Genomic DNA, 17,607 nt, shown 5'->3' on the forward strand with positions numbered 1-17,607 from the left:
CGGCGGATCCGTCACCCCGAGCGTGGTCGGGATGACGGATCACTGGTCACGCGCCGGGAGTCTGCGTCCCGGAAACGCACACGGCTGGTTCTACGGGCAGGTCAGCAGTACGTGAAGGAGCTGATCCTGTCGTTGATCCACGACGGGACGGAGGGCCACTTCTCCCTCGGGCCGATCTTGAACTGCGGGCCGCCGTACGAGTTGTGCTCGTAGAAGCAGATGCTGCTTCCCGTGTTGTTGACCACGGACGACGCGGTGTCCTGCATGCCCTGCCACAGGGCTCCCTCCCGCTGGAGCTTGCCCATGTCGTCGACGTTCTGGTTCGAGGCGATGGCGCCGAACTTGGAGCCGCCGGCAGCCCCGATGAAGCTGTTCTCGGACCACAGGCAGACGTAATTGCCGGGGCACGCTCCGGACCCCTGTCCGATGCCGAGAAGGGTGGTGGCGCTCGCGGAGGTCGCCGTGGTCATGATCAACCCGGTGACGGCTGCGGCACACAGTCCGAGTTTCGCCACTTTCCTGGGCAATTTCATTACCGTCCGTTCAGCTCTGGGGGAGTGGTCAGCAGTACTTGAAGGAGCTGATCTTGTCGTTGATCCATGACGGGACGGAGGGCCAGTGCTCCCAGGGGCCGATCCTGAATTCCAGGCCGCCGTACCAGTTGTTCTCGTAGAAGCAGACGCTGCTGCCCGTGTTGTTCAGCACCGCCGTGGCGACGTCCTGCATTCCCTTGTCGCCGGTGGGGGTGCGGGCCAGCTTCCCCATGTCGCCGACGTTCTGATTCGACGCCATGGAACCGAACTTGCGGTCATAGGTGAACTTCCCCTGGACGAAGTTCCCTTCCGACCACAGGCAGACGTAGCCGTCGGGGCATGAGCCGGCCCCGTGGCCGATGTCGAAGACGGTGGTGGCGCCGGCGGAGGTCGCCGTGGTCATGATCAACCCGGTGACGGCCGCAGCACACAGCCCTGACCTGGCCATCTTCGCGGTCGACTTCATCGTGTTCTCTTTCTGCCGAATGCTGACTGGTCGTTTCCGATGTGGTGGCGGATCAGCAGAACTTGAAGGAGCTGATCTTGTCGTTGATCCACGACGGGACGGAGGCCCACTTCTCCCACGGGCCGATCCTGAATTGCGCGCCGGCATATCCGTTGTGCTCGTAGAAACAGACGCTCCGTCCGGTGTTGTTCACGACCGACGAGGCGGAATCCTGCATCCCCTTCCAGCGCCAGTACTTGCTCTCGAAGTAGAACTTCCCCATGTCGGAGACATCCGCGTCCGAACCCACCGCCCCGTAGTCGTACCCGTCCGCCGGATTTCCCCTGACGAAATCGTTCTCGCTCCACAAGCACACCCAGTTCGCCGGGCACTTGCCGGCTCCTGTCTGAATGTCGGTGAGGACATAAGCGCTCGCGCTCGTCGTCGTGGCGGCGATGGCCCCGGCCAGTGCGGCGGCGCCCACGGCGAGCCTCAACGCTGTCCTGTGTACGTTCACTACCGTCTCCTTCGTTTTCTCAGCCGACTCATATCGGCGCATCGGATTGATCTGCGGTGGGTCAGGCGGCGACACCGCATGCGCGGTGTGGGTGACTGCCATGACCAGTGCTCCCCATGTGAGGTGACGGCTCGATGGGGCTCAGGCTGGTACACCCACAGGGCGTCACCGGGTGAGGTGGTGACGTCAGCATGGCAAGCTGCGCGTCACTGGTCAAGATGGTGACGGCAAGGAGGTTCGAAAACGGCAACAGTGCTGCGCCGCAAGGGAGTCCGGTTCGGGGTCCGGGTCGGACCGCGGACATTAAGTCTTCGAAGATCACCCCTGACCGGTGATGCAGCCATGCTTCGTCTTCATTCATGGCCCGTCGTGGGGGTCATGGGTGGCACGCTTCGTCGCGCGTGACGGAGCATTATGCCGAGGTCGCCCGGTCGTTCGAGATGTTGCGGTCTTGGGTGGTGGCGTGGCGACGGCCCAGGGGGGTGTCTTCCATGCGCCGCGGTCGCGATTACGTGCGTCACCGGTTTGACAGGTGACGAGTCATGTGTGAAGGTCGCCCTGTCGTCGGCCGGCCCGCGAGCCGGTCACCGGAAGTGCGCGACGGAGGGGTTGGTCATGATCAACAGACGTACGCTCGGCAAGGCCGTGGGGCTGGGAACCGGCGCCGCCGCGGTCTCCCTGACCGGCCTGCGGTCCACCGCCTCCGCCAAGGGGGCCGCATCCGGCACATCCGGCGCGGCGGGCGGGCCCCTCCCGGGCGGCACGTCCGGCCCGCTGACCACCTTCGGCACGTTCAAGCGGGTCAAGGCCGGCGTCCTCGACGTCGCCTACGCCGAGGCGGGGCCCGTGCACGGCCCGGTCGTCCTGTGCCTGCACGGCTGGCCCTACGACATCCACAGCTATGCCGACGTCGCCCCGCTCCTCGCCGGCCAGGGGTACCGCGTGATCGTCCCGTATCTGCGTGGCCACGGTGGCACCCGGTTCCTGTCCCGCCGTACGCCCCGGACCGCCGAACAGTCCGCCGTGGCGCTCGACATCGTCGCCCTGATGGACGCCCTCAAGATCGACAGGGCGGTGCTCGCCGGGTTCGACTGGGGTTCACGGACCGCCGACATCATCGCCGCCCTGTGGCCCGATCGGGTCAAGGCGCTCGTCTCGACCGGCGGTTACCTCATCACCGACCGCAAGGCCCAGCAGAGACCCGCCGCCCCGGCCGTCGAGCGCACATGGTGGTACCAGTGGTACTTCGCCACCGAGCGCGGCAAGCAGGCCATGGAGAACGTCGACGAACGCATCGCGCTGTGCCGTTACGTGTGGACCCTCGTCTCGCCCGGCTGGGACTTCGATGGCGCCACCTTCGAGCGCACCGCCGAGGCCTTCAAGAACCCGGACTACGCGGCCATCGTGCTCCACAACTACCGGTGGCGCATCGGCTTGGCCGAAGGCGACCGCCGATACAGCCGTTACGAGGAGCGGCTCGCAGCCCAGCCGCCCGTCCGGGTCCCCACGATCGCCCTCGACCCCGCCCTCGATCCCTTCACCCCGCCCGGTGACGGCTCCGGCTACCGCCATCACTTCACCGGCCCGTACGAGCATCGCACCATCGCCGACATCGGCCACAACCTGCCGCAAGAGGCGCCGGCCACCTTCGCGCAGGCCGTCATCGACGCCGACCGTCTGTGAGCGCGCGCCGCCCCGGAGGAGGAGTGCAGACATGATCGTCCACGACCGTTCGCTGATCGGCCGGGCCGCTCAGGCGCAACCGGCGGACGGGGACCGCGCGGTGGCCGCCGCCGGGGCCTCGTTCGACGACCGACGAAGGGGAGTACGGGCATGAACAGGGAACGCGCCGCGCACGCCGCTGCGGGCACTGCCACGGGCACCGACACTGACACCGCTCGGGAGCACGCCGCCGCCGAAGCCGCCGCGGCCGCGGGGCGTCAGAAGCGCTTCGGCAGGCTTCCCGAGCGCGTCCGCCCCGAGGACATGAGCGCGGAGACCGACGGCGGGCCGCGCGGGGCCGCCCCGTACAACCCCGAGGGCTCGTGGAAGTACTTCTCCTGCCTCGCCCTCGACCCGGGGCTGTAGGCGGCCGGCGGGCTTCGTCACCGGTGGTGGCCGGGCTCAGTGCCCGGTCGCGACCGGTGCCGTCCTCTTGCGGGCGCGATAGGCCGCTGCCTTGATCTTGTTGCCGCACGACTCCATGCCGCACCACTGACGCCGCATCCCACGGGAGCGGTCGACATAGACGCGCGTGCACTCCGGGTTGCCGCACTCCTTGAGGAGGACGACGTCCGGGCCGCTGAGCAGTTCGACGGCCTGCCGGGCGACGGTGGCCAGGGCCTGCGCGGGGGTCGCGTCTGTGTGCCGGCCCGCCTGAGTGAGCTGAGGGGGCGCCGGGACCTGGCGCGCGGCGGCATTGAGCACCCCGAGCGCCTGCCGGTCGAAGTCCTCGCCGAGACGTCGATCGGTCAACAGGCGGTACACGGCCTCGCGTACCGCGATCGCATCCCGTACGTCGTCCTCCCCGCCGGGCGTGATCGTGTCCACGAGTCCGGACTCCAGATACCAGGCGTTGAGCCGGTCCGGCGTGACGAACATTTCGAACCGGGTCGAACGCCGGGCGCGCAACGTCGCTGCGAAGTCGAGCGCGGGGTGCCCGCACACGAAGACATGGTCAAGATTCACATCACCATCTTGACAGGTGACTATGACGGGATGCAAGGCTCGTCATCATCCCTGCCCTCCGCGGGGCCCCTTCGGGGACACACACGCGGCGAAAAGGTGGTTCGTGGGTACGGTCGGCGACGAGGTCACCGCAGTACTGCGGTGACCTCGTTCCGATCACCGGTCGTGGGCCGGAAGGTCGGCGAGAGCCTGCTCCACCGCCGCGAGGACGGGCAACGGTGCCTTGTCCAGAGGTTCGCGCAGTTCCCGGCCGCGCCACCACCGCGTCGTGCGGCGGAACGCCTCCGCGCGCCGCTCGTCGATCCCGCGGATGGCGTCCAGCACGGCCTGGTACGCCGCCCGGTCGTCGATGACGGTGTCCAGGCCGCTGCCGAGAGTCAGCCGACCGCGCTGTGACGACGGCCGGGGGTGGCGCTCCACCCAGGTGTACGTACCACTGCCCACTGCATGGCGCGCTCCGGAAGGCAGCTCCACCACGGCCCGCGTGTTCGGCGGGACCCGGGCGTGGAAGGACACCTCGTCGCCGTCGCGCCGCCATCCCGCCTCCGCGCGTCCGTACGGTGTCTCGTGCCGGACCGAGGCGTCGTCCAGGTCGTCGAGCAGGGTCGGTGCGATGCGGATGACCCGGTACGCCGGTTCCAGCGGTGCGAGTCCGGCGACGTCGCGGTGCAGCCAGTCGGCGACGGCACCCAGGGCGTAGTGGTTGAAGGACGTCATCTGGCCCGGGTTGATCGAGCCGTCCTCCAGCATGGAGTCCCAGCGTTCCCACACCGTGGTCGCACCCATCGTGACGGGATACAACCAGGAAGGGCATTCCGTCTGGGTCAGCAGACGGGACGCGGCGGTGGCGTGCCCCGTCCTCGTCAGGGCCTCGCAGATGATCGGAGTCCCGACGAAGCCGGTCGCGATCCGGTAGCCGGCGGCGCGGACCACGTCGCGCAGGCGGTCGCCCAGGGCTTGCCGTCGGTCGTCGCGGACCAGATCGAAGACGATCGCCAGCGCGTACGCGGTGGGGGAGTCGGACATCATGCGCCCGTGCGGCGTGACGTAGGCGCCGCGGAAGGCCTCGGCGATCCGCTCGGCGAGGTCGCCGTAGTGGCGGGCGTCGGCTTCGAGCCCGAGGAGAGCGGCGGTCCGGGCGGTCAGCAGTGCCGAACGGTGGAAGTAGGCGGTGGCCACGATGCCGGCGTCGGTCTTGGCGTCACCGGGCCGCTCGGGCGGCGCGTCGGGGTCGAGCCAGTCGCCGAACTGCAGCCCTTCCTCCCACAGCAGGGAACCGCCCGCCCGGTCGCGCACCACGTCCACCCAGGCCGCCATGGACGCGTAACAGTCCCTGAGCGTCTGGTGGTCCGCGAAGCGCTCCCACAACACGGCCGGCACCACGGTGATGGCGTCTCCCCAGGCTGCAACCGGTTCGAGGAGGCCGGGTACTTGCGGGATCACCGCCGGCACGACCATCGGCACGACCCCGTCCGCGACACGCTGTTCGAGCCTGACGTCCTCCAGCCAGGACCGGAGGAAGGCGTCACAGTCGTAGAGGAAGGCGGCGGCCGGGGCGAAGATCTGCATGTCCCCGGTCCAGCCGAGGCGTTCGTCGCGTTGTGGGCAGTCGGTCGGGATGGAGAGGAAGTTGCCGCGCATGCCCCATACGACGTTGTCGTGGAAGCGTTGCAGCAGCGGGTGGGAGGTGGTGAAGTCGCCGGTCCGGGCCATGTCGGTGTGCAGCACGGCCGCCGTCACGTGTTCGGGTGCGAACGGGCCCGGCCAGTTGTCGACTTCGACGTAGCGGAATCCGTGGAAGGTCCACTTCGGTTCCCAGACCTCCTCCCCGTCGCCGCTCATGATGTACCGGTCGGTGGCGGCGGCGTTGCGCAGGGGCCGGGTTCCGAGTTCTCCGTGCTCGAGGACTTCGGCGTGGCGCAGGGTGACGGTGTGGCCTGCCTCCCCCGTGACCTGGATCCGGACCCGGCCGACGAGGTTCTGGCCGAAGTCGAGGATGGTCCTGCCGCTCGGTGAGGTCAGGACACGTTCGACCGAGCGATGCTCCGTCACCCGAACCGGTGGTGCCGAGCGGGGCGTCGGCGTCGCCTCGGGCACACCGGGCCGTCGAACGGGACTCCAGCGCGAGTCGTCGAAGGACGGGCCGGACCAACCGGGGGCGGCCAGGCGGGCATCGTAGGTCTCGCCCTGGTACAGACTGGCCGACACGACCGGAGCCCGTGTCCAGCGCCACCGTTCGTCGGTGATCACCGTGTCCACGCTGCCGTCCTCGTACTCGAGCGTGAGCTGTGCGGCGGCGGCCGGCGGCCCTTCGTAGAAGCGCGCGGCGGCGTCGCGGAACCCGAAACGCTCGGTGTACCAGCCGCCGGTCACAGTGATGCCGAGCGCGTTGCGGCCGGGGCGGAGCAGCTCGGTGACGTCGGCGACATCGAGATCGACGCGCCATTGGTAACTGCTCCAGCCGGGCTTGAGCTCGGCGTCGTCGGCCGGCGCGCCGTTGACGAGGAGGTCGTAGGCGCCGAACGCGGTGGAGTGCAGCAGGGCGCGACGGACCGGGCGGGCCACGTCGAAGGTGGTGCGCAGAAGATGCGGCTCGTCGGATCCTGAGCCGATGAAGTGTGCGCGCCACTGATCGGGGGCCAGGAATCCGGCGGTCGCCTCGGAACTCGCACTCCACGCGGAGACGGAACCGTCCTTGCCGTGCACCCGCACGCGGACGAGGACCGTCTCGAGCGGCTGGAGTGGTTCGAAGGGCCAGTCGACCAGCACGGACTGGGGTCCGTCGACCCGTGCCGTGGCGGTCCTGCCGTCGCGGGTGACCGTGATGTCGGCGGCGGCCTGTGTCCACGAGTGCAGTTCCGTCGTGGTCTTCCAGGACAGCGGGGGGCGGGAGGCGGGGATGAACGGCTCGTCGCTGTGGCCGATACGCGGAGCGTCGGCGTGCACCTGGTCGGCATGGGTCATCGGGCGTCTCCGGCGGCGGTGGCGGTCAGGGCATCGGTCGTTGCCGATGCCTCGGCCGGTGGCCGCTGGACTCGCCGGATGATCAGCATGCCGATCGCGCCGGAGACGATGGCGAAGACGGTCAGCAGGACGTACAGGCCCGACGGGCTCCATTCGATCAGTGCCGGGGTCACGAGAGCGAACCCCGACGCGACGAGGCGGGCGACAGCCATGGTCGCCCCTTGCACCGTGGCCCGCGCGTTCACCGGGAACGACTCCTGGGTCCAGATCTTGTACAGCGCCTCGCCGACGAAGGGGAAGCCGATGTTGTACAGCACGAGCGCGACGATCATGACGGGCAGGACGACACCGCCGGTGACCGCGATGAGGAGCTGGCACGACGTGAAGATCACGACGCCCGCAGCGAAGAATCGGCTACGCCACCTGGTGTCGGCGATGCGGGTGAAGACGATCGTGCCGGCCAGGCCGATGAGGGTGGTGACGAAGGACAGTGCGGTCGCGAAGGTCTGGGAGCTGCCGCCGACCGTGACCAGGAAGTAGGTCTTGAACGAGCCGAAGGTGTTGGCGACCAGGGTGAAGAAGAGGTAGAAGAGCGCGGTCAGCAGCATCATGGCGGCCAGGCCGCGGTCGCGGAACAGGGTGCGCAGGGGCATCGCGCGGAAGGGGTCGACCCCCTCGGCGGTGTGCCGCGCGTCGGCTTCGGACTCCAACTGCCGGAACGGCGGGTAGAACGCGCGGAAGGCGAAGGTCGCGACGGCGAGGAGCGCGAGGGTGGCGAAGATCAGCCGGATGCCGAGGGTGCCGAGCGTGGAGACGGCGAAGCCCAGGGAGGTCGCGAAGACCACGCCGGCGGTCCACATCACGTGGGTGAAGGCGACGAGCCTGCCCCCGGCCCCGGCCGGTGCGCGCTCGGAGAGCACGGCGATGGAGGTCGGCAGATCCGCTCCGGCGGCGACACCGATCACGATGACACCGACGACGAGCACTCCGGCGCTCGGTGCGAACGTCACGGCGAGCGCGGCCGCCGCGTAGAGCAGGATCGTCAGGGAGAAGACCCGGCCGCGGCCGAAGAGGTCGGCCAGCCGTCCTCCGGTCAGCGCCCCCACGGCGATGAACAGCGTCAGCGCCGACCCCAGAAGACCGACCGTCCAGACGTCGAGTCCGAAGCTGTCCTGCCACAGGGCGAGTCCCAGACCGACGGAGATGATGGCGCCGGAGTCCAGGAACGACGCCATGCCCGCCGCCACGGCCAGCATCCAGTGTCTGCGGTCGAGCTGCGGTGGCGGTGCTTTCGTCTGCGCCATGAGGTGCTCCATTCTGCACGGAGGCAGTTCCCTGCCCTCTAGGTAATACGTTTTACCTGGGTTCCGTACATGAGGCATGAAGCTGCAAGCGGCGGTCAAGAGGGCGAGCAGTAAAATAGTGAAACGATTTACCAGTCGCCCCGGATCGGACGGCACGACCGGGGGAGTCCGGTGTTCAGGCGCCGGTGGTGGAGGCGCGCACCACGAGCTCGGGTGAGAACTCGATCTGCGGCACCCTGCGTTCCGCACCCGCCTTGCCCGGTTCGCGCAGCGCGGCGATCTCGTCGATCAGCAGGTCGGCGGCGGCGGCGCCCAGCCGGGCGTGCGGTGTGCGCACCGAGGTCAGGGGCACGACCGTCGACTGCGCGAACTCGATGTCGTCGTAGCCCACCACGGCGATGTCCTGCGGTATGCGCACCCGTCCACCGGCCACGAAGGACTGGATGACGCCGATGGCCAGCAGGTCGTTGGCGCAGAAGAGGGCGTCGGGACGGTCCGCGGGGTCGCGCGCCGCGAGCCGGTCGGCGCAGGCGATGCCCGCCTGCACCGACCGCTCCGGAACGGAGATGATCTCCAGACTCGCGTCGGGCACGGTCTCGATCACGGACAGGGCACCGCGCTGCCGATCGGCGACCTGCTGCAGGTCCAGTGAGGACGCGACGAAGCCGATCTTTCGCCGGCCCAGTTCGATCAGGTGCCGGACCGCCAGACGGCTTCCGGCGACATGGTCCGTCGAGACCGAGGCCTGCCCGGGGGAGACCGCGCGTCGTGCGCTGAGCACACTGGCGATGCCGCGTCGGCGCAGCCGGTCGAGCTCCGGCTCGACATCGCCCACGGGCGAGATGATGATGCCCCCGACCCGTTGCTGTTCAAAGAGCTGCAAGTACTCCCGTTCGCGCTGACGGGAGCCGGTGTCGTTGGCCATCAGCAGGTACATACCGCGCGCGGACACACGCTGCTCGATCGCCGCGGCGATCTCGGGAGTCGTGGCACTGGCGAGTTCGAACGCGAGATAACCGACCACGGGGCTGACCCCGGTGCGCAGCATGCGGGCCGCGTCATTGGGAACGAACCCCAGTGCGTCCACCGCCTGCCGGATCCGCTCCCGGGTGGCCTCGGAGAGCTTGTGCGGCTTGTGGAAGTAGTTCGACACGGACGACTGGGAGACCCGGGCGAGCTCGGCGACATCCCTGATGGTGACCTTGTTCAGGAGTCCTCCCAGACGTGTCCCGCACCTCGCACCGCAGCTCAGCGGCATGACCATGGTAGTCCTGGCGACTTCGGCCCCGTCGGCATGTACCGGTCGACGGGCTGGTCGGCCCGGGCTTCGGCGCGGTCGGGTTCCCCTTGGCGATCATGCCGCTGACTCGAGGTGCTCCCTGAGCCACCGCTCGGTATTGCTGACGTGCAGCAGGGCGGCCGCCTGGCTCAGCGCGGGGTCCCTGGCCGAAAGTGCCGCGAAGATCGCCTCGTGCTCCTCGATCGTCCGGCCCGCTACCCGGCTGTCGACCAGACCGCGCCAGATACGGGCGCGCAGAGTACGGCCCGAGACACCCTCCAGAAGGGTCAGCAGGGACTCGTTGCCCGTGGCCGAGACGACGGCGTGATGGAAGGCCGCGTCGTGGGCGTTCAGCGCCTCGACGTCGTCGCGGGCCGCACGCATGGCGTCGAGGTGCTTCCTCACCTGGGTCAGTTGTTCGTCGGAGATGCGGGTGGCGGCCAGCGCGGTGGCCGCGGGTTCGAGCAGCCGCCGCACCTCCATCAGGTCGAGCAGTGCTCCTGAGTCGCCCTGGAGGAGTTCCACCGCACCGCCGAGGTTTCCGAACAGGAGGCTCGGCTGGAGGCTGGTGACGTAGGTGCCGTCACCTCGTCTGACCTCCAGCACCCGGGCGACGGCCAGTGCCTTCACCGCCTCCCGCGCCAGGTTGCGGGACAGCCCCAGCTGGGCCGCCAGTTCCGGTTCCGGCGGCAGCTTCGAGCCAGGCGGGAGGGCGCCGGTCCGGATCAGCTCACGGATCTGTTCTATGGCCTTGTCCGTAAGGGACACTGCGAACCCCCTCCAGGCGTGTACTCCTCGGGCACATCCGGCCTGATCAGTTCGACGTTCCGTGCGGCCGGTTCCGGATTCCGCACACCGAGAGTGACGTTGATGATACTGGGGTGCGTGATGGGGAGTGCCTCCGGCATCCCGCGACCGGCATCGTGTCGCATTTCGACCATCGCAGGTCGCCGACGTATCCGATTCGACCCATGCCTCGCCCATAACGTGAATGCGCGGGTCACGACCGTGCTCGACTCCGACACCGTGGCGACAGGGGCCGGGACTCGCCGAGCGACCTACGACCCGCCACGTGCCCCACCGCCCGGAGGACAACCGTGAACGCGACCGCGCTGCCGATCGCCTCCTATCGCGCCGCCGTCGCCTTGGACGAGCCGTTCCGGCCCGCCCTCGGCCATGATCCGGGCTGGCGGTCCGCCGACCTGGTCCGCGAGGCGCTCGGCCTGCTGAGCGACGACCCGGTGGCGGTGCGGACCGGGCTGCGCCCCGGCGCGGCGGACGGGATCGACGATGCCGCCGCCCGGCGGCTGCTGCGCGCTGTGCTGACCGTCCGGGAAGCCCGCCCACTGCCCGGCGGGGCCGCCCGTGTGCTGGACGCGTTGCTGTCCGGCGAACGCCTGGCGCGCGGCGCCACCGACGCCGCCTCGCAGCCCACCATCCGCGACATGTTTCCCCGCACCACGTACCGGGCCGCCGACCGCACGGCCCTCTGGCAGGGCGACATCACCGCCCTCGGCGCCGACGCCGTAGTGAACGCCGCCAACAGCGCCCTGCTCGGCTGCTTCGTCCCGATGCACCTGTGCATCGACAACGCCATCCACGCCGCGGCCGGCCCACGCCTGCGCGCCGACTGCCACAGGATCATGACCCTGCAGGGCCACCCGGAACCGACCGGCACAGCCAAGATCACCCGTGGTTACCACCTGCCCGCCCGCTACGTCCTGCACACCGTCGGCCCCGTCGTCGACGGTCCCCTGCGCCCGGCGCACACAAGGGCGCTGACGGCCTCGTACCGTGCTTGTCTCGACCTCGCCACAAGAGTCGAAGGCCTGCGCACGGTCGCTTTCTGCGGCATCAGTACCGGCGTCTTCGGCTACCCGAAGAAGCTCGCCGCCCGCACCGCCCTGGACACCGTGGCCGACTGGCTCGAGACCCACCCCGGACGCCTGGACCGCGTGATCTTCAACGTGTACGCGGACGACGACCTCGCCGCCTACGCCCACGCACTGACCGGAGGATCCCCGTCCCGATGAACCAGCCCCCCTTCGAACCGGCAGCCGCGGTCGGCACGCTACGCACCTGGCTCTCGGACGCCGATCGCGTCCTGATCACCGCCGGGGCGGGCCTGAGCGCCGCGGCCGGGTACGACTACGGCGACGAGGTCCGCTTCCAGGAGCTCTTCCCCGCCCTGCACCGCCACGGCCTTCGCTCCCGCTACCTGGTCGGTGTACCCCTGCCGCCCGCCCTGCTGTGGGGCTACTGGGCCGTCCATATCGACGACATCCGCTTCTCCACCGCGCCCAACCCCCTTTACCAGCGGCTGCGCGCACTGGTCGACGGCAAGGATCACTGGGTGATGACGTCCAACGTGGACGGCCTCTTCGCCCGGAGTGGCTTCGCCCCCGACCGGATCTTCACCCCGCAGGGCGACTACGGCCGTTACCAGTGCGGCACCCCCTGCGCCCCCGCGACCTGGGACAGCCGCCCTCTCGTCGCACAGCTCCTCGCCGCCTACGACCCCGGCACCGGTGCCGTGACCGACCCCGAGGCCCTGCCCCGGTGCCCGAACTGCGGAGGCGAGGTCGAGATCAACGTCCGCACAGGCCCTCAGTTCGTCGACACCCCGTACCGCCCCGCGGGCCGCCGCCTCCAGGACTGGCTGAGTACGGCACCGGCCGGTACCCGCCTGCTGATCCTGGAGTTCGGCGCCGGATTCAACACCCCCGGTGTGATCCGATGGCCGGGCGAACACCTCACCCGCCGCTTCCCCGCGGCACGCCTCGTCCGCGTCAATCCGGACCGTCCCGAAACCCCCGCCGACCTCGGCGGCCGTGCGCTGCCCGTTCCCGTCGGCGCGGACCGCCTGCTCGACGTACTCACCGTGCCGCACCCGGCGCCCGACCTCACTGCCGAGGCCTCGTCAGGAGCCCGTACGAACAGTCGGGTTCGGGGCGGGTGACCCGGCCGTGGTTGCGCCGTCGCGTACCCACAGGGGCTTGAGGCGGTAGGTGAGCAGATAGAGGACGGCGCCCGCGGTGGCGGCGACGAACATGCTCAGGTCGCCGGCGCCGGGGTGGGCCTTGGAGAAGGGGCCGGTGTAGAAGTCGGACTGCCAGAACGGCACCGAGGCGGCGACACCTCCGGCCCAGGCGACCACGCCCCAGTCCAGCACCCGGCGCCGGTCGTACAGCTCGGCGATGCGAGAGGGGTCGGAGCGACCGCCCAGGTAGAAGTCGAGCAGCAGCACGGTGGCGAAGGGGGCGATGAAATAGGCGGTGAGATTGAGGAACACCTTGAACTTGTCCTCCGTACCCGACGCACCCCACAGGCTGATGACGTAGGCGAGCAGGCAGATCACGGTGACGGCCTGGGAGCGGCTGACGGGGATCTTCAGGGTCTGGACGGAGATCGCGCCGCCGTAGACGTTGAGGAAGTTCTGGGCGAGGGCCGACAGTCCGACGGCGACGAGGGCGGGGACGGCGAAGGGGCCGGCGAGCTGGTGCAGGGCGGTGATGGTGTCCGAGCTGGTGGCGCTCCCGCCGACGACCACGCCCAGGATGCCGAGCCAGCAGATCGTGACGAAGTTGCCCAGGCCGGTGTACCAGGCGGTGCGGGTGACCACTTCGGGGGTGTCGGGCAGGTAGCGGGAGTAGTCGGAGGCGAAGGGGGCCCAGGCGACCAGGAAGGACAGGAACCAGCCGCTGAAGGTGATCCAGCCGCCGGTGGAGCCGATGTAGCCGGCCGCCTTCGCATCGGCATGGAAGAGGCTGCCGCCGCGGACCACCGCGACCACCGTGATCAGCAGGAAGAGCGGCGTGAGGACATAGGTCAGCACCTGCTGCAGGTAGTTGATCATGTTGTAGCCGTAGATCGCGACGACCAGCTGGATCGCGGTCAGCGCCCCGGCGCACAGCCAGAACGGCAGGTGGGTCAGTTCGGCGAAGGCCTTGCCGCCCAGGATGACCGTCACGGCGGCCCAGCCGACGCCGGCGAAGACGTTGATGTAGGCGACGGGCAGGAAGTTGCCGAAGAAACCGAGCGGGCCGCGGGCCTGGATCTGCTGCGGCACCCCCAGCCGCACCCCCATCCTCGACATGATCGCCATCAGCAGCGAGCCCAGCGCGGCGCCGATCGCGATGGCGGTGACCGCGCCGGCGAAGCTCAGTCCGAACCAGGCCGCGGAGAAGCCGAGCAGGATGATCGGGAAGTTCAGGCCGGCCGCGAACCAGACGAAGAACTGTGATCTGGGCTTGCCGTGCCGCTCGTTGTCTGGGATGTGGTCGACACCGAACGGCTCGATCTTCGTGACCGAACTGCCGTACCGGGGCGCCGAAGCATCGTGCGTCATGGGTGCTCCTGGGGAGGGGGAGAGAAGGCTGCGGGCCGAGGGTCTGCCGGCCTACCGGAACGCCGGTACGACTTCCTTGATGAACAGCTCCAGCGACTTGCGCTTCTCCTCGTGCGGCAGGCTGGTGTCGATCCAGAAGCTGTACTCGTCGACGCCGAGTTCCTCGTAGGCGCGCAGCCGTTCGATCACTTCGGCGGGGGTGCCGAGCATCGCCGTCCTGTGCAGCGACTCCGGTGTGAACTCCGGGCGGTCCTCGAACTTCGACTCCGGGCTGGGGTCGAGGAAGCCGTTCTCAGGGGTGGTCCGGTTGCCGAACCAGGCGTCGAAGGTCCGGTAGAACCGGTTGATCGCCTCCGCGGCCGGCCGCCACCCGTCGGGCTCGTCGGAAGAGTGGACGTGCGTGTGCCGCAGCACCATCAGTTCGGGCCGCTCCACCTCGGGGTGGTTGGCCACCGCCGTGTCGAACTTCCCCTTCAGGGCGGCGACTTCCTCGTCCCCCTTCATCAGCGGGGTGACCATGACGTTGCAGCCCTGGGCGACGGCGAAGTCGTGCGAGTCGGGGTCGCGGGCCGCGATCCACATGGGCGGGGTGGGCTGCTGCACCGGCTTGGGCACGCTGGTCGACGTCGGGAACTGCCAGATCTCACCGTCGTGGGCGTAGTCGCCCTGCCACAACGCCCGTACGGCGGGCACGAGCTCGCGCAGGTGCTTGCCGCCGTCACGGGCCGACAGCCCGCCCGCGAGCCGGTCGAACTCGAACTGGTAGGCGCCCCGGGCGATGCCCACCTCCATCCGGCCGTTGCTGATGACGTCCAGCAGGGCGCACTCACCGGCGGCGCGGATCGGGTTCCAGAACGGGGCGACGATGGTTCCGGCGCCGAGCCGGATCGTCGAGGTCTGTGCGGCCAGGTAGGAGAGGAGCGGGATGGGGCTCGGGGAGATCGTGTACTCCATCGAGTGGTGCTCGCCGATCCACACGGTGCCGAAGCCGCCGGCCTCGGCCATGAGCGTCAACTCGGTGAGATTTTCGAAGAGTTCGCGGTGACCGACCTCCTCGTCCCAGCGCTCCATGTGGACGAACAACGAAAACCTCATGACTGCGGCTCCTTGCCTGACGCGGTGGCGTCCATCTCGGTGAGGGTGACGTCGCCGGTCGCCCAGTGCGACCGGGGAACCTCGTGAACGACGACACGGATGTGTTCGGGCCGGGTGTTCGTGGTGCGCAGGACCGCGGCGTGCACGTCGCGCAGCAGGGCCCGGATCTGCTCGGGGGTGCGGCCCTCGGCGAGGGTGATGGAGACCTGTGGCATGTCAGCTCCGCATGGTGAACGGGTCGGCCACCGGCTCTTCGCTGGTGTTGATCCACACGCTCTTCAGGCGCGTGTACTCCTTGATGGTCTCGGTGCCGTGCTCGACCCCGACGCCGCTGGTCTTGAAGCCCTGCCGCGGCGACATGGGGGACATGGCCCGGTAGGTGTTGACCCAGATCGTCCCGGCGTCGAGGCGCGCCGCCATCCGGTGTGCCCGGGCGAGGCCGGTCGTCCAGACGCCGGCCGCGAGCCCGTAGTCGGTGTCGTTGGCCAGCCGGACGGCCTCCTCCTCGGAGTCGAACGGCATGACGGCGAGCACGGGCCCGAAGATCTCCTCCCGGACGACGCGCATGTCGTTGTCGACGTCCACGAGGACGGTCGGCTCGTAGAACCAGCCGCCGAGCCCGCCGTCGGTCGGCTGCCCGCCGGTCAGCACCCGGGCGCCTTCGCGGCGCCCGAGGTCGACGTAGCCGGCGACCTTGTCCCGCTGTTCGGCGAAGGCCAGCGGCCCGAGCTCGGTCCGCGCGTCCAGGGGGTCGCCGATCCGGATGGTCCTGGCGCGCTCGGCGACCCGTTCCAGCAGTTCGTCGTAGACCGACCGGTGGGCGAAGACGCGGCTGCCCGCGATGCAGGTCTGTCCGGCGGCTGCGAAGATGCCGGCCACGACGCCCATCGCCGCGTTCGCGATGTTCGCGTCCTCGAAGACGATGTTGGGGGACTTGCCGCCGAGTTCGAGGGTGGAGCCGATGAACCGGCTCGCGGTCGCCGCAGCGATCCGTGCCCCGGTGGCGGTGCTCCCGGTGAAGGAGATCTTCGCCAGGTCGCGGTGGTCGACCAGCGCCTGTCCCGCTTCGGCCCCGTATCCGGTGACGACGTTGACCGCGCCCGGTGGGAAACCTGCCTCCAGGGCCAGTTCGGCGAGCCTGACGACGGTCGCCGAGGTGTACTCGGACGGCTTGATCACGATGGTGTTGCCGGCGCACAGGGCCGGTGCCAGCTTGCTGCTGGTCAGCGTCAGCGGGGAGTTCCACGGAGTGATGGCCCCTACGACGCCCAGCGGCTCGCGGGCCGTGTAGTTCAGCACCTGCCGGTCGGAGGTGGGGATGAAGTCGCCGTGGATCTTGTCGGCGAGCCCGGCGTAGTAGTGGTAGTACTCGGGCAGGGCGGCCAGCTGTCCCCGCATCTCGCGCAACAGCTTGCCGTTGTCCAGCGTCTCCATCCGGGCCAGCTCTTCGGCGTTCTCTGCGATCAGCTCACCGAGGCGGCGCAGCAGGTGCCCTCGGCGCGTCTGGCTGAGATCGCGCCAGCGCGGGACCTCGAAGGCGCTCCGCGCGGCGGCGACCGCCCGGTCGATGTCGGTCGCGTCGCCGCGCGCCGCGCGGTAGAGGACCTCGCGGGTGGCCGGGTTGGTGCTCTCGAAGTACTCGCCCGACGCGGGCTCCGTGCGCGCCCCGCCGATGAAGTGCTGCAACGTGGTGAGGTCAGACATGAGCACGCTCTCCGAGGAAGGTGGTGAGGGAGTCGACCAGCGCCCTGGGACGCTCGACGGGCAGCATGTGACGCGCGCCGGGCACGATCACCGCCCGGCAGTCGGGGAGTGCCGCCGCGAGTCGACGGGTCATCTCGGGGGTGGAGCCCGGATCGTTCTCGCCCGTCACCGCCAGTGCGGGTACGGTGATGCGGCCCAGGTGCGGCCCGAGTTCCGCGTCCGCCGAGGCGAACACGCGATAGCAGCCGAGGAACGATTCGACGTCGTTGGCGAGCAGCGTGGTCTCGGTGCGGGCCACCCGGTCGGCGTCGACGTCCGTGCCGTCGTACCACCGCTTCAGGCTCGCGGCCGCGCCGGCCGTGAAGTCCGCCTCCGCGGTGCGCAGCCGGGCGAGGACGGCGGTCCGCTCCTCGGCGGTGCGCCGGCACACCGAGGAGACCGAGGTCAGGGTCGCCGCCAGCTCGGGCCGGTGCAGAGCCAGGTACTGGGCCACCAGCGCCCCCAGTGAGAATCCGACCAGGTGAGAGCCGGCCGGGATCTCACCCGCCACCCCGTCGGCCAGGTCTGCGAGCATCACCTCGTCACTCACCGGCGGGCGGGTGCCGTGCCCCGGCAGGTCGGGGGCGATCACGGTGAAGCGATCGGCCAGGAGCGCGGTGGTGGGCTCCCACATGGTGTGGTCGAGGCCGACGCCGTGCAGCAGGACCACGGTCGGTTTGCTCATGGGCAC

18 protein-coding genes are annotated in these 17,607 nt (G+C 69.6%); 5 read left to right on the forward strand and 13 right to left on the reverse strand.

The window, feature by feature from the left end; genetic code table 11:
• Window positions 1-101: 101 nt before the first annotated feature.
• The 3 genes from ABZ016_RS27980 to ABZ016_RS27990 form a co-directional block, all read right to left on the reverse strand.
• The gene (locus tag ABZ016_RS27980) at window positions 102-470 is read right to left on the reverse strand and encodes a peptidase inhibitor family I36 protein (RefSeq protein ID WP_356919457.1); all 369 of its coding nucleotides are present in this window, start codon (window positions 468-470) and stop codon (window positions 102-104) included.
• A gap of 91 nt (window positions 471-561) precedes the next feature.
• Window positions 562-999 carry a peptidase inhibitor family I36 protein gene (locus ABZ016_RS27985; protein WP_356919458.1) on the reverse strand — a complete coding sequence of 146 codons (438 nt, stop codon included), beginning with the start codon at window positions 997-999 and terminating at the stop codon, window positions 562-564.
• Between the two features lie 52 nt (window positions 1,000-1,051).
• Window positions 1,052-1,597, reverse strand: coding sequence for a peptidase inhibitor family I36 protein (locus ABZ016_RS27990; protein WP_356919459.1), 546 nt, complete (start codon window positions 1,595-1,597; stop codon window positions 1,052-1,054).
• Between the two features lie 513 nt (window positions 1,598-2,110).
• Between ABZ016_RS27990 and ABZ016_RS27995 the strand changes: the two genes are divergently transcribed.
• The 3 genes from ABZ016_RS27995 to ABZ016_RS28005 are packed head-to-tail and all read left to right on the forward strand — an operon-like array spanning window position 2,111 to window position 3,583.
• The gene (locus tag ABZ016_RS27995; protein ID WP_356919460.1) at window positions 2,111-3,178 is read left to right on the forward strand and encodes an alpha/beta hydrolase; all 1,068 of its coding nucleotides are present in this window, start codon (window positions 2,111-2,113) and stop codon (window positions 3,176-3,178) included.
• 31 nt (window positions 3,179-3,209) lie between these two features.
• Complete coding sequence (locus ABZ016_RS28000) at window positions 3,210-3,332, forward strand: hypothetical protein (protein WP_356919461.1); 123 nt, start codon at window positions 3,210-3,212, stop codon at window positions 3,330-3,332.
• On the forward strand, window positions 3,329-3,583 hold the full coding sequence (locus tag ABZ016_RS28005; protein WP_356919462.1) for a hypothetical protein: 255 nt from the start codon (window positions 3,329-3,331) through the stop codon (window positions 3,581-3,583). Before ABZ016_RS28000 ends, ABZ016_RS28005 begins: the two co-directional genes overlap by 4 nt.
• A gap of 36 nt (window positions 3,584-3,619) precedes the next feature.
• On the opposite strand, the gene ABZ016_RS28010 is transcribed toward ABZ016_RS28005, so the two are convergent.
• From ABZ016_RS28010 to ABZ016_RS28030, 5 genes are all read right to left on the reverse strand, one after another.
• Window positions 3,620-4,183 (reverse strand): CGNR zinc finger domain-containing protein, encoded by a 564-nt coding sequence (locus tag ABZ016_RS28010; protein WP_356919463.1) that lies wholly within the window; start codon window positions 4,181-4,183, stop codon window positions 3,620-3,622.
• Window positions 4,184-4,339: 156 nt separating this feature from the next.
• Window positions 4,340-7,147, reverse strand: coding sequence for a family 78 glycoside hydrolase catalytic domain (locus tag ABZ016_RS28015; protein WP_356919464.1), 2,808 nt, complete (start codon window positions 7,145-7,147; stop codon window positions 4,340-4,342).
• Window positions 7,144-8,451 carry an MFS transporter gene (locus tag ABZ016_RS28020; protein WP_356919465.1) on the reverse strand — a complete coding sequence of 436 codons (1,308 nt, stop codon included), beginning with the start codon at window positions 8,449-8,451 and terminating at the stop codon, window positions 7,144-7,146. Before ABZ016_RS28020 ends, ABZ016_RS28015 begins: the two co-directional genes overlap by 4 nt.
• 175 nt (window positions 8,452-8,626) lie before the next feature.
• A complete protein-coding gene (locus ABZ016_RS28025) occupies window positions 8,627-9,709 on the reverse strand; it encodes a LacI family DNA-binding transcriptional regulator (protein WP_356919466.1) in 1,083 nt (360 codons plus the stop codon).
• A gap of 96 nt (window positions 9,710-9,805) precedes the next feature.
• Window positions 9,806-10,498: a FadR/GntR family transcriptional regulator gene (locus tag ABZ016_RS28030; RefSeq protein ID WP_356919467.1), complete on the reverse strand. Its 693-nt coding sequence runs from the start codon at window positions 10,496-10,498 to the stop codon at window positions 9,806-9,808.
• Window positions 10,499-10,827: 329 nt separating this feature from the next.
• On the opposite strand from ABZ016_RS28030, the gene ABZ016_RS28035 reads away from it, so the two are divergent.
• Window positions 10,828-11,763: a protein-ADP-ribose hydrolase gene (locus ABZ016_RS28035; protein ID WP_356919468.1), complete on the forward strand. Its 936-nt coding sequence runs from the start codon at window positions 10,828-10,830 to the stop codon at window positions 11,761-11,763.
• A complete protein-coding gene (locus ABZ016_RS28040; protein ID WP_356919469.1) occupies window positions 11,760-12,689 on the forward strand; it encodes an NAD-dependent protein deacetylase of SIR2 family in 930 nt (309 codons plus the stop codon). The genes ABZ016_RS28035 and ABZ016_RS28040 overlap by 4 nt, the downstream gene beginning before the upstream one ends.
• On the opposite strand, the gene ABZ016_RS28045 is transcribed toward ABZ016_RS28040, so the two are convergent.
• Genes ABZ016_RS28045 through ABZ016_RS28065 form a run of 5 tightly spaced genes read right to left on the reverse strand, consistent with a single transcriptional unit; the run spans window position 12,651 to window position 17,601 of the window.
• Window positions 12,651-14,078 (reverse strand): cytosine permease, encoded by a 1,428-nt coding sequence (locus ABZ016_RS28045; RefSeq protein ID WP_356919470.1) that lies wholly within the window; start codon window positions 14,076-14,078, stop codon window positions 12,651-12,653. The genes ABZ016_RS28040 and ABZ016_RS28045 overlap by 39 nt on opposite strands.
• A gap of 51 nt (window positions 14,079-14,129) precedes the next feature.
• Complete coding sequence (locus tag ABZ016_RS28050; protein WP_356919471.1) at window positions 14,130-15,173, reverse strand: LLM class flavin-dependent oxidoreductase; 1,044 nt, start codon at window positions 15,171-15,173, stop codon at window positions 14,130-14,132.
• Window positions 15,170-15,388 (reverse strand): 2-hydroxymuconate tautomerase, encoded by a 219-nt coding sequence (locus tag ABZ016_RS28055; RefSeq protein WP_356919472.1) that lies wholly within the window; start codon window positions 15,386-15,388, stop codon window positions 15,170-15,172. The genes ABZ016_RS28050 and ABZ016_RS28055 overlap by 4 nt, the downstream gene beginning before the upstream one ends.
• Window position 15,389: 1 nt before the next feature.
• Window positions 15,390-16,877, reverse strand: a complete 1,488-nt coding sequence (locus tag ABZ016_RS28060) for an aldehyde dehydrogenase (RefSeq protein ID WP_356919473.1) — start codon at window positions 16,875-16,877, stop codon at window positions 15,390-15,392.
• Window positions 16,870-17,601: an alpha/beta hydrolase gene (locus ABZ016_RS28065; protein ID WP_356919474.1), complete on the reverse strand. Its 732-nt coding sequence runs from the start codon at window positions 17,599-17,601 to the stop codon at window positions 16,870-16,872. The genes ABZ016_RS28060 and ABZ016_RS28065 overlap by 8 nt, the downstream gene beginning before the upstream one ends.
• Window positions 17,602-17,607: the final 6 nt, after the last annotated feature.

The organism is Streptomyces sp. NPDC006372 (assembly GCF_040612515.1).
GTDB lineage: Bacteria > Actinomycetota > Actinomycetes > Streptomycetales > Streptomycetaceae > Streptomyces.

What these genes read in the sequence shown, in the direction of transcription:
- ABZ016_RS28005 (WP_356919462.1), top strand. Translation starts at nt 3,329, where the DNA reads ATGAACAGGGAACGCGCCGCGCACGCCGCTGCGGGCACTGCCACGGGC.
- ABZ016_RS28050 (WP_356919471.1), bottom strand. Translation starts at nt 15,173, where the DNA reads ATGAGGTTTTCGTTGTTCGTCCACATGGAGCGCTGGGACGAGGAGGTC.
- ABZ016_RS28025 (WP_356919466.1), bottom strand. Translation starts at nt 9,709, where the DNA reads ATGCCGCTGAGCTGCGGTGCGAGGTGCGGGACACGTCTGGGAGGACTC.
- ABZ016_RS28020 (WP_356919465.1), bottom strand. Translation starts at nt 8,451, where the DNA reads ATGGCGCAGACGAAAGCACCGCCACCGCAGCTCGACCGCAGACACTGG.
- ABZ016_RS27985 (WP_356919458.1), bottom strand. Translation starts at nt 999, where the DNA reads ATGAAGTCGACCGCGAAGATGGCCAGGTCAGGGCTGTGTGCTGCGGCC.
- ABZ016_RS27990 (WP_356919459.1), bottom strand. Translation starts at nt 1,597, where the DNA reads ATGGCAGTCACCCACACCGCGCATGCGGTGTCGCCGCCTGACCCACCG.
- ABZ016_RS28060 (WP_356919473.1), bottom strand. Translation starts at nt 16,877, where the DNA reads ATGTCTGACCTCACCACGTTGCAGCACTTCATCGGCGGGGCGCGCACG.
- ABZ016_RS27995 (WP_356919460.1), top strand. Translation starts at nt 2,111, where the DNA reads ATGATCAACAGACGTACGCTCGGCAAGGCCGTGGGGCTGGGAACCGGC.
- ABZ016_RS28040 (WP_356919469.1), top strand. Translation starts at nt 11,760, where the DNA reads ATGAACCAGCCCCCCTTCGAACCGGCAGCCGCGGTCGGCACGCTACGC.
- ABZ016_RS28065 (WP_356919474.1), bottom strand. Translation starts at nt 17,601, where the DNA reads ATGAGCAAACCGACCGTGGTCCTGCTGCACGGCGTCGGCCTCGACCAC.
- ABZ016_RS28015 (WP_356919464.1), bottom strand. Translation starts at nt 7,147, where the DNA reads ATGACCCATGCCGACCAGGTGCACGCCGACGCTCCGCGTATCGGCCAC.
- ABZ016_RS27980 (WP_356919457.1), bottom strand. Translation starts at nt 470, where the DNA reads ATGACCACGGCGACCTCCGCGAGCGCCACCACCCTTCTCGGCATCGGA.
- ABZ016_RS28055 (WP_356919472.1), bottom strand. Translation starts at nt 15,388, where the DNA reads ATGCCACAGGTCTCCATCACCCTCGCCGAGGGCCGCACCCCCGAGCAG.
- ABZ016_RS28000 (WP_356919461.1), top strand. Translation starts at nt 3,210, where the DNA reads ATGATCGTCCACGACCGTTCGCTGATCGGCCGGGCCGCTCAGGCGCAA.
- ABZ016_RS28045 (WP_356919470.1), bottom strand. Translation starts at nt 14,078, where the DNA reads ATGACGCACGATGCTTCGGCGCCCCGGTACGGCAGTTCGGTCACGAAG.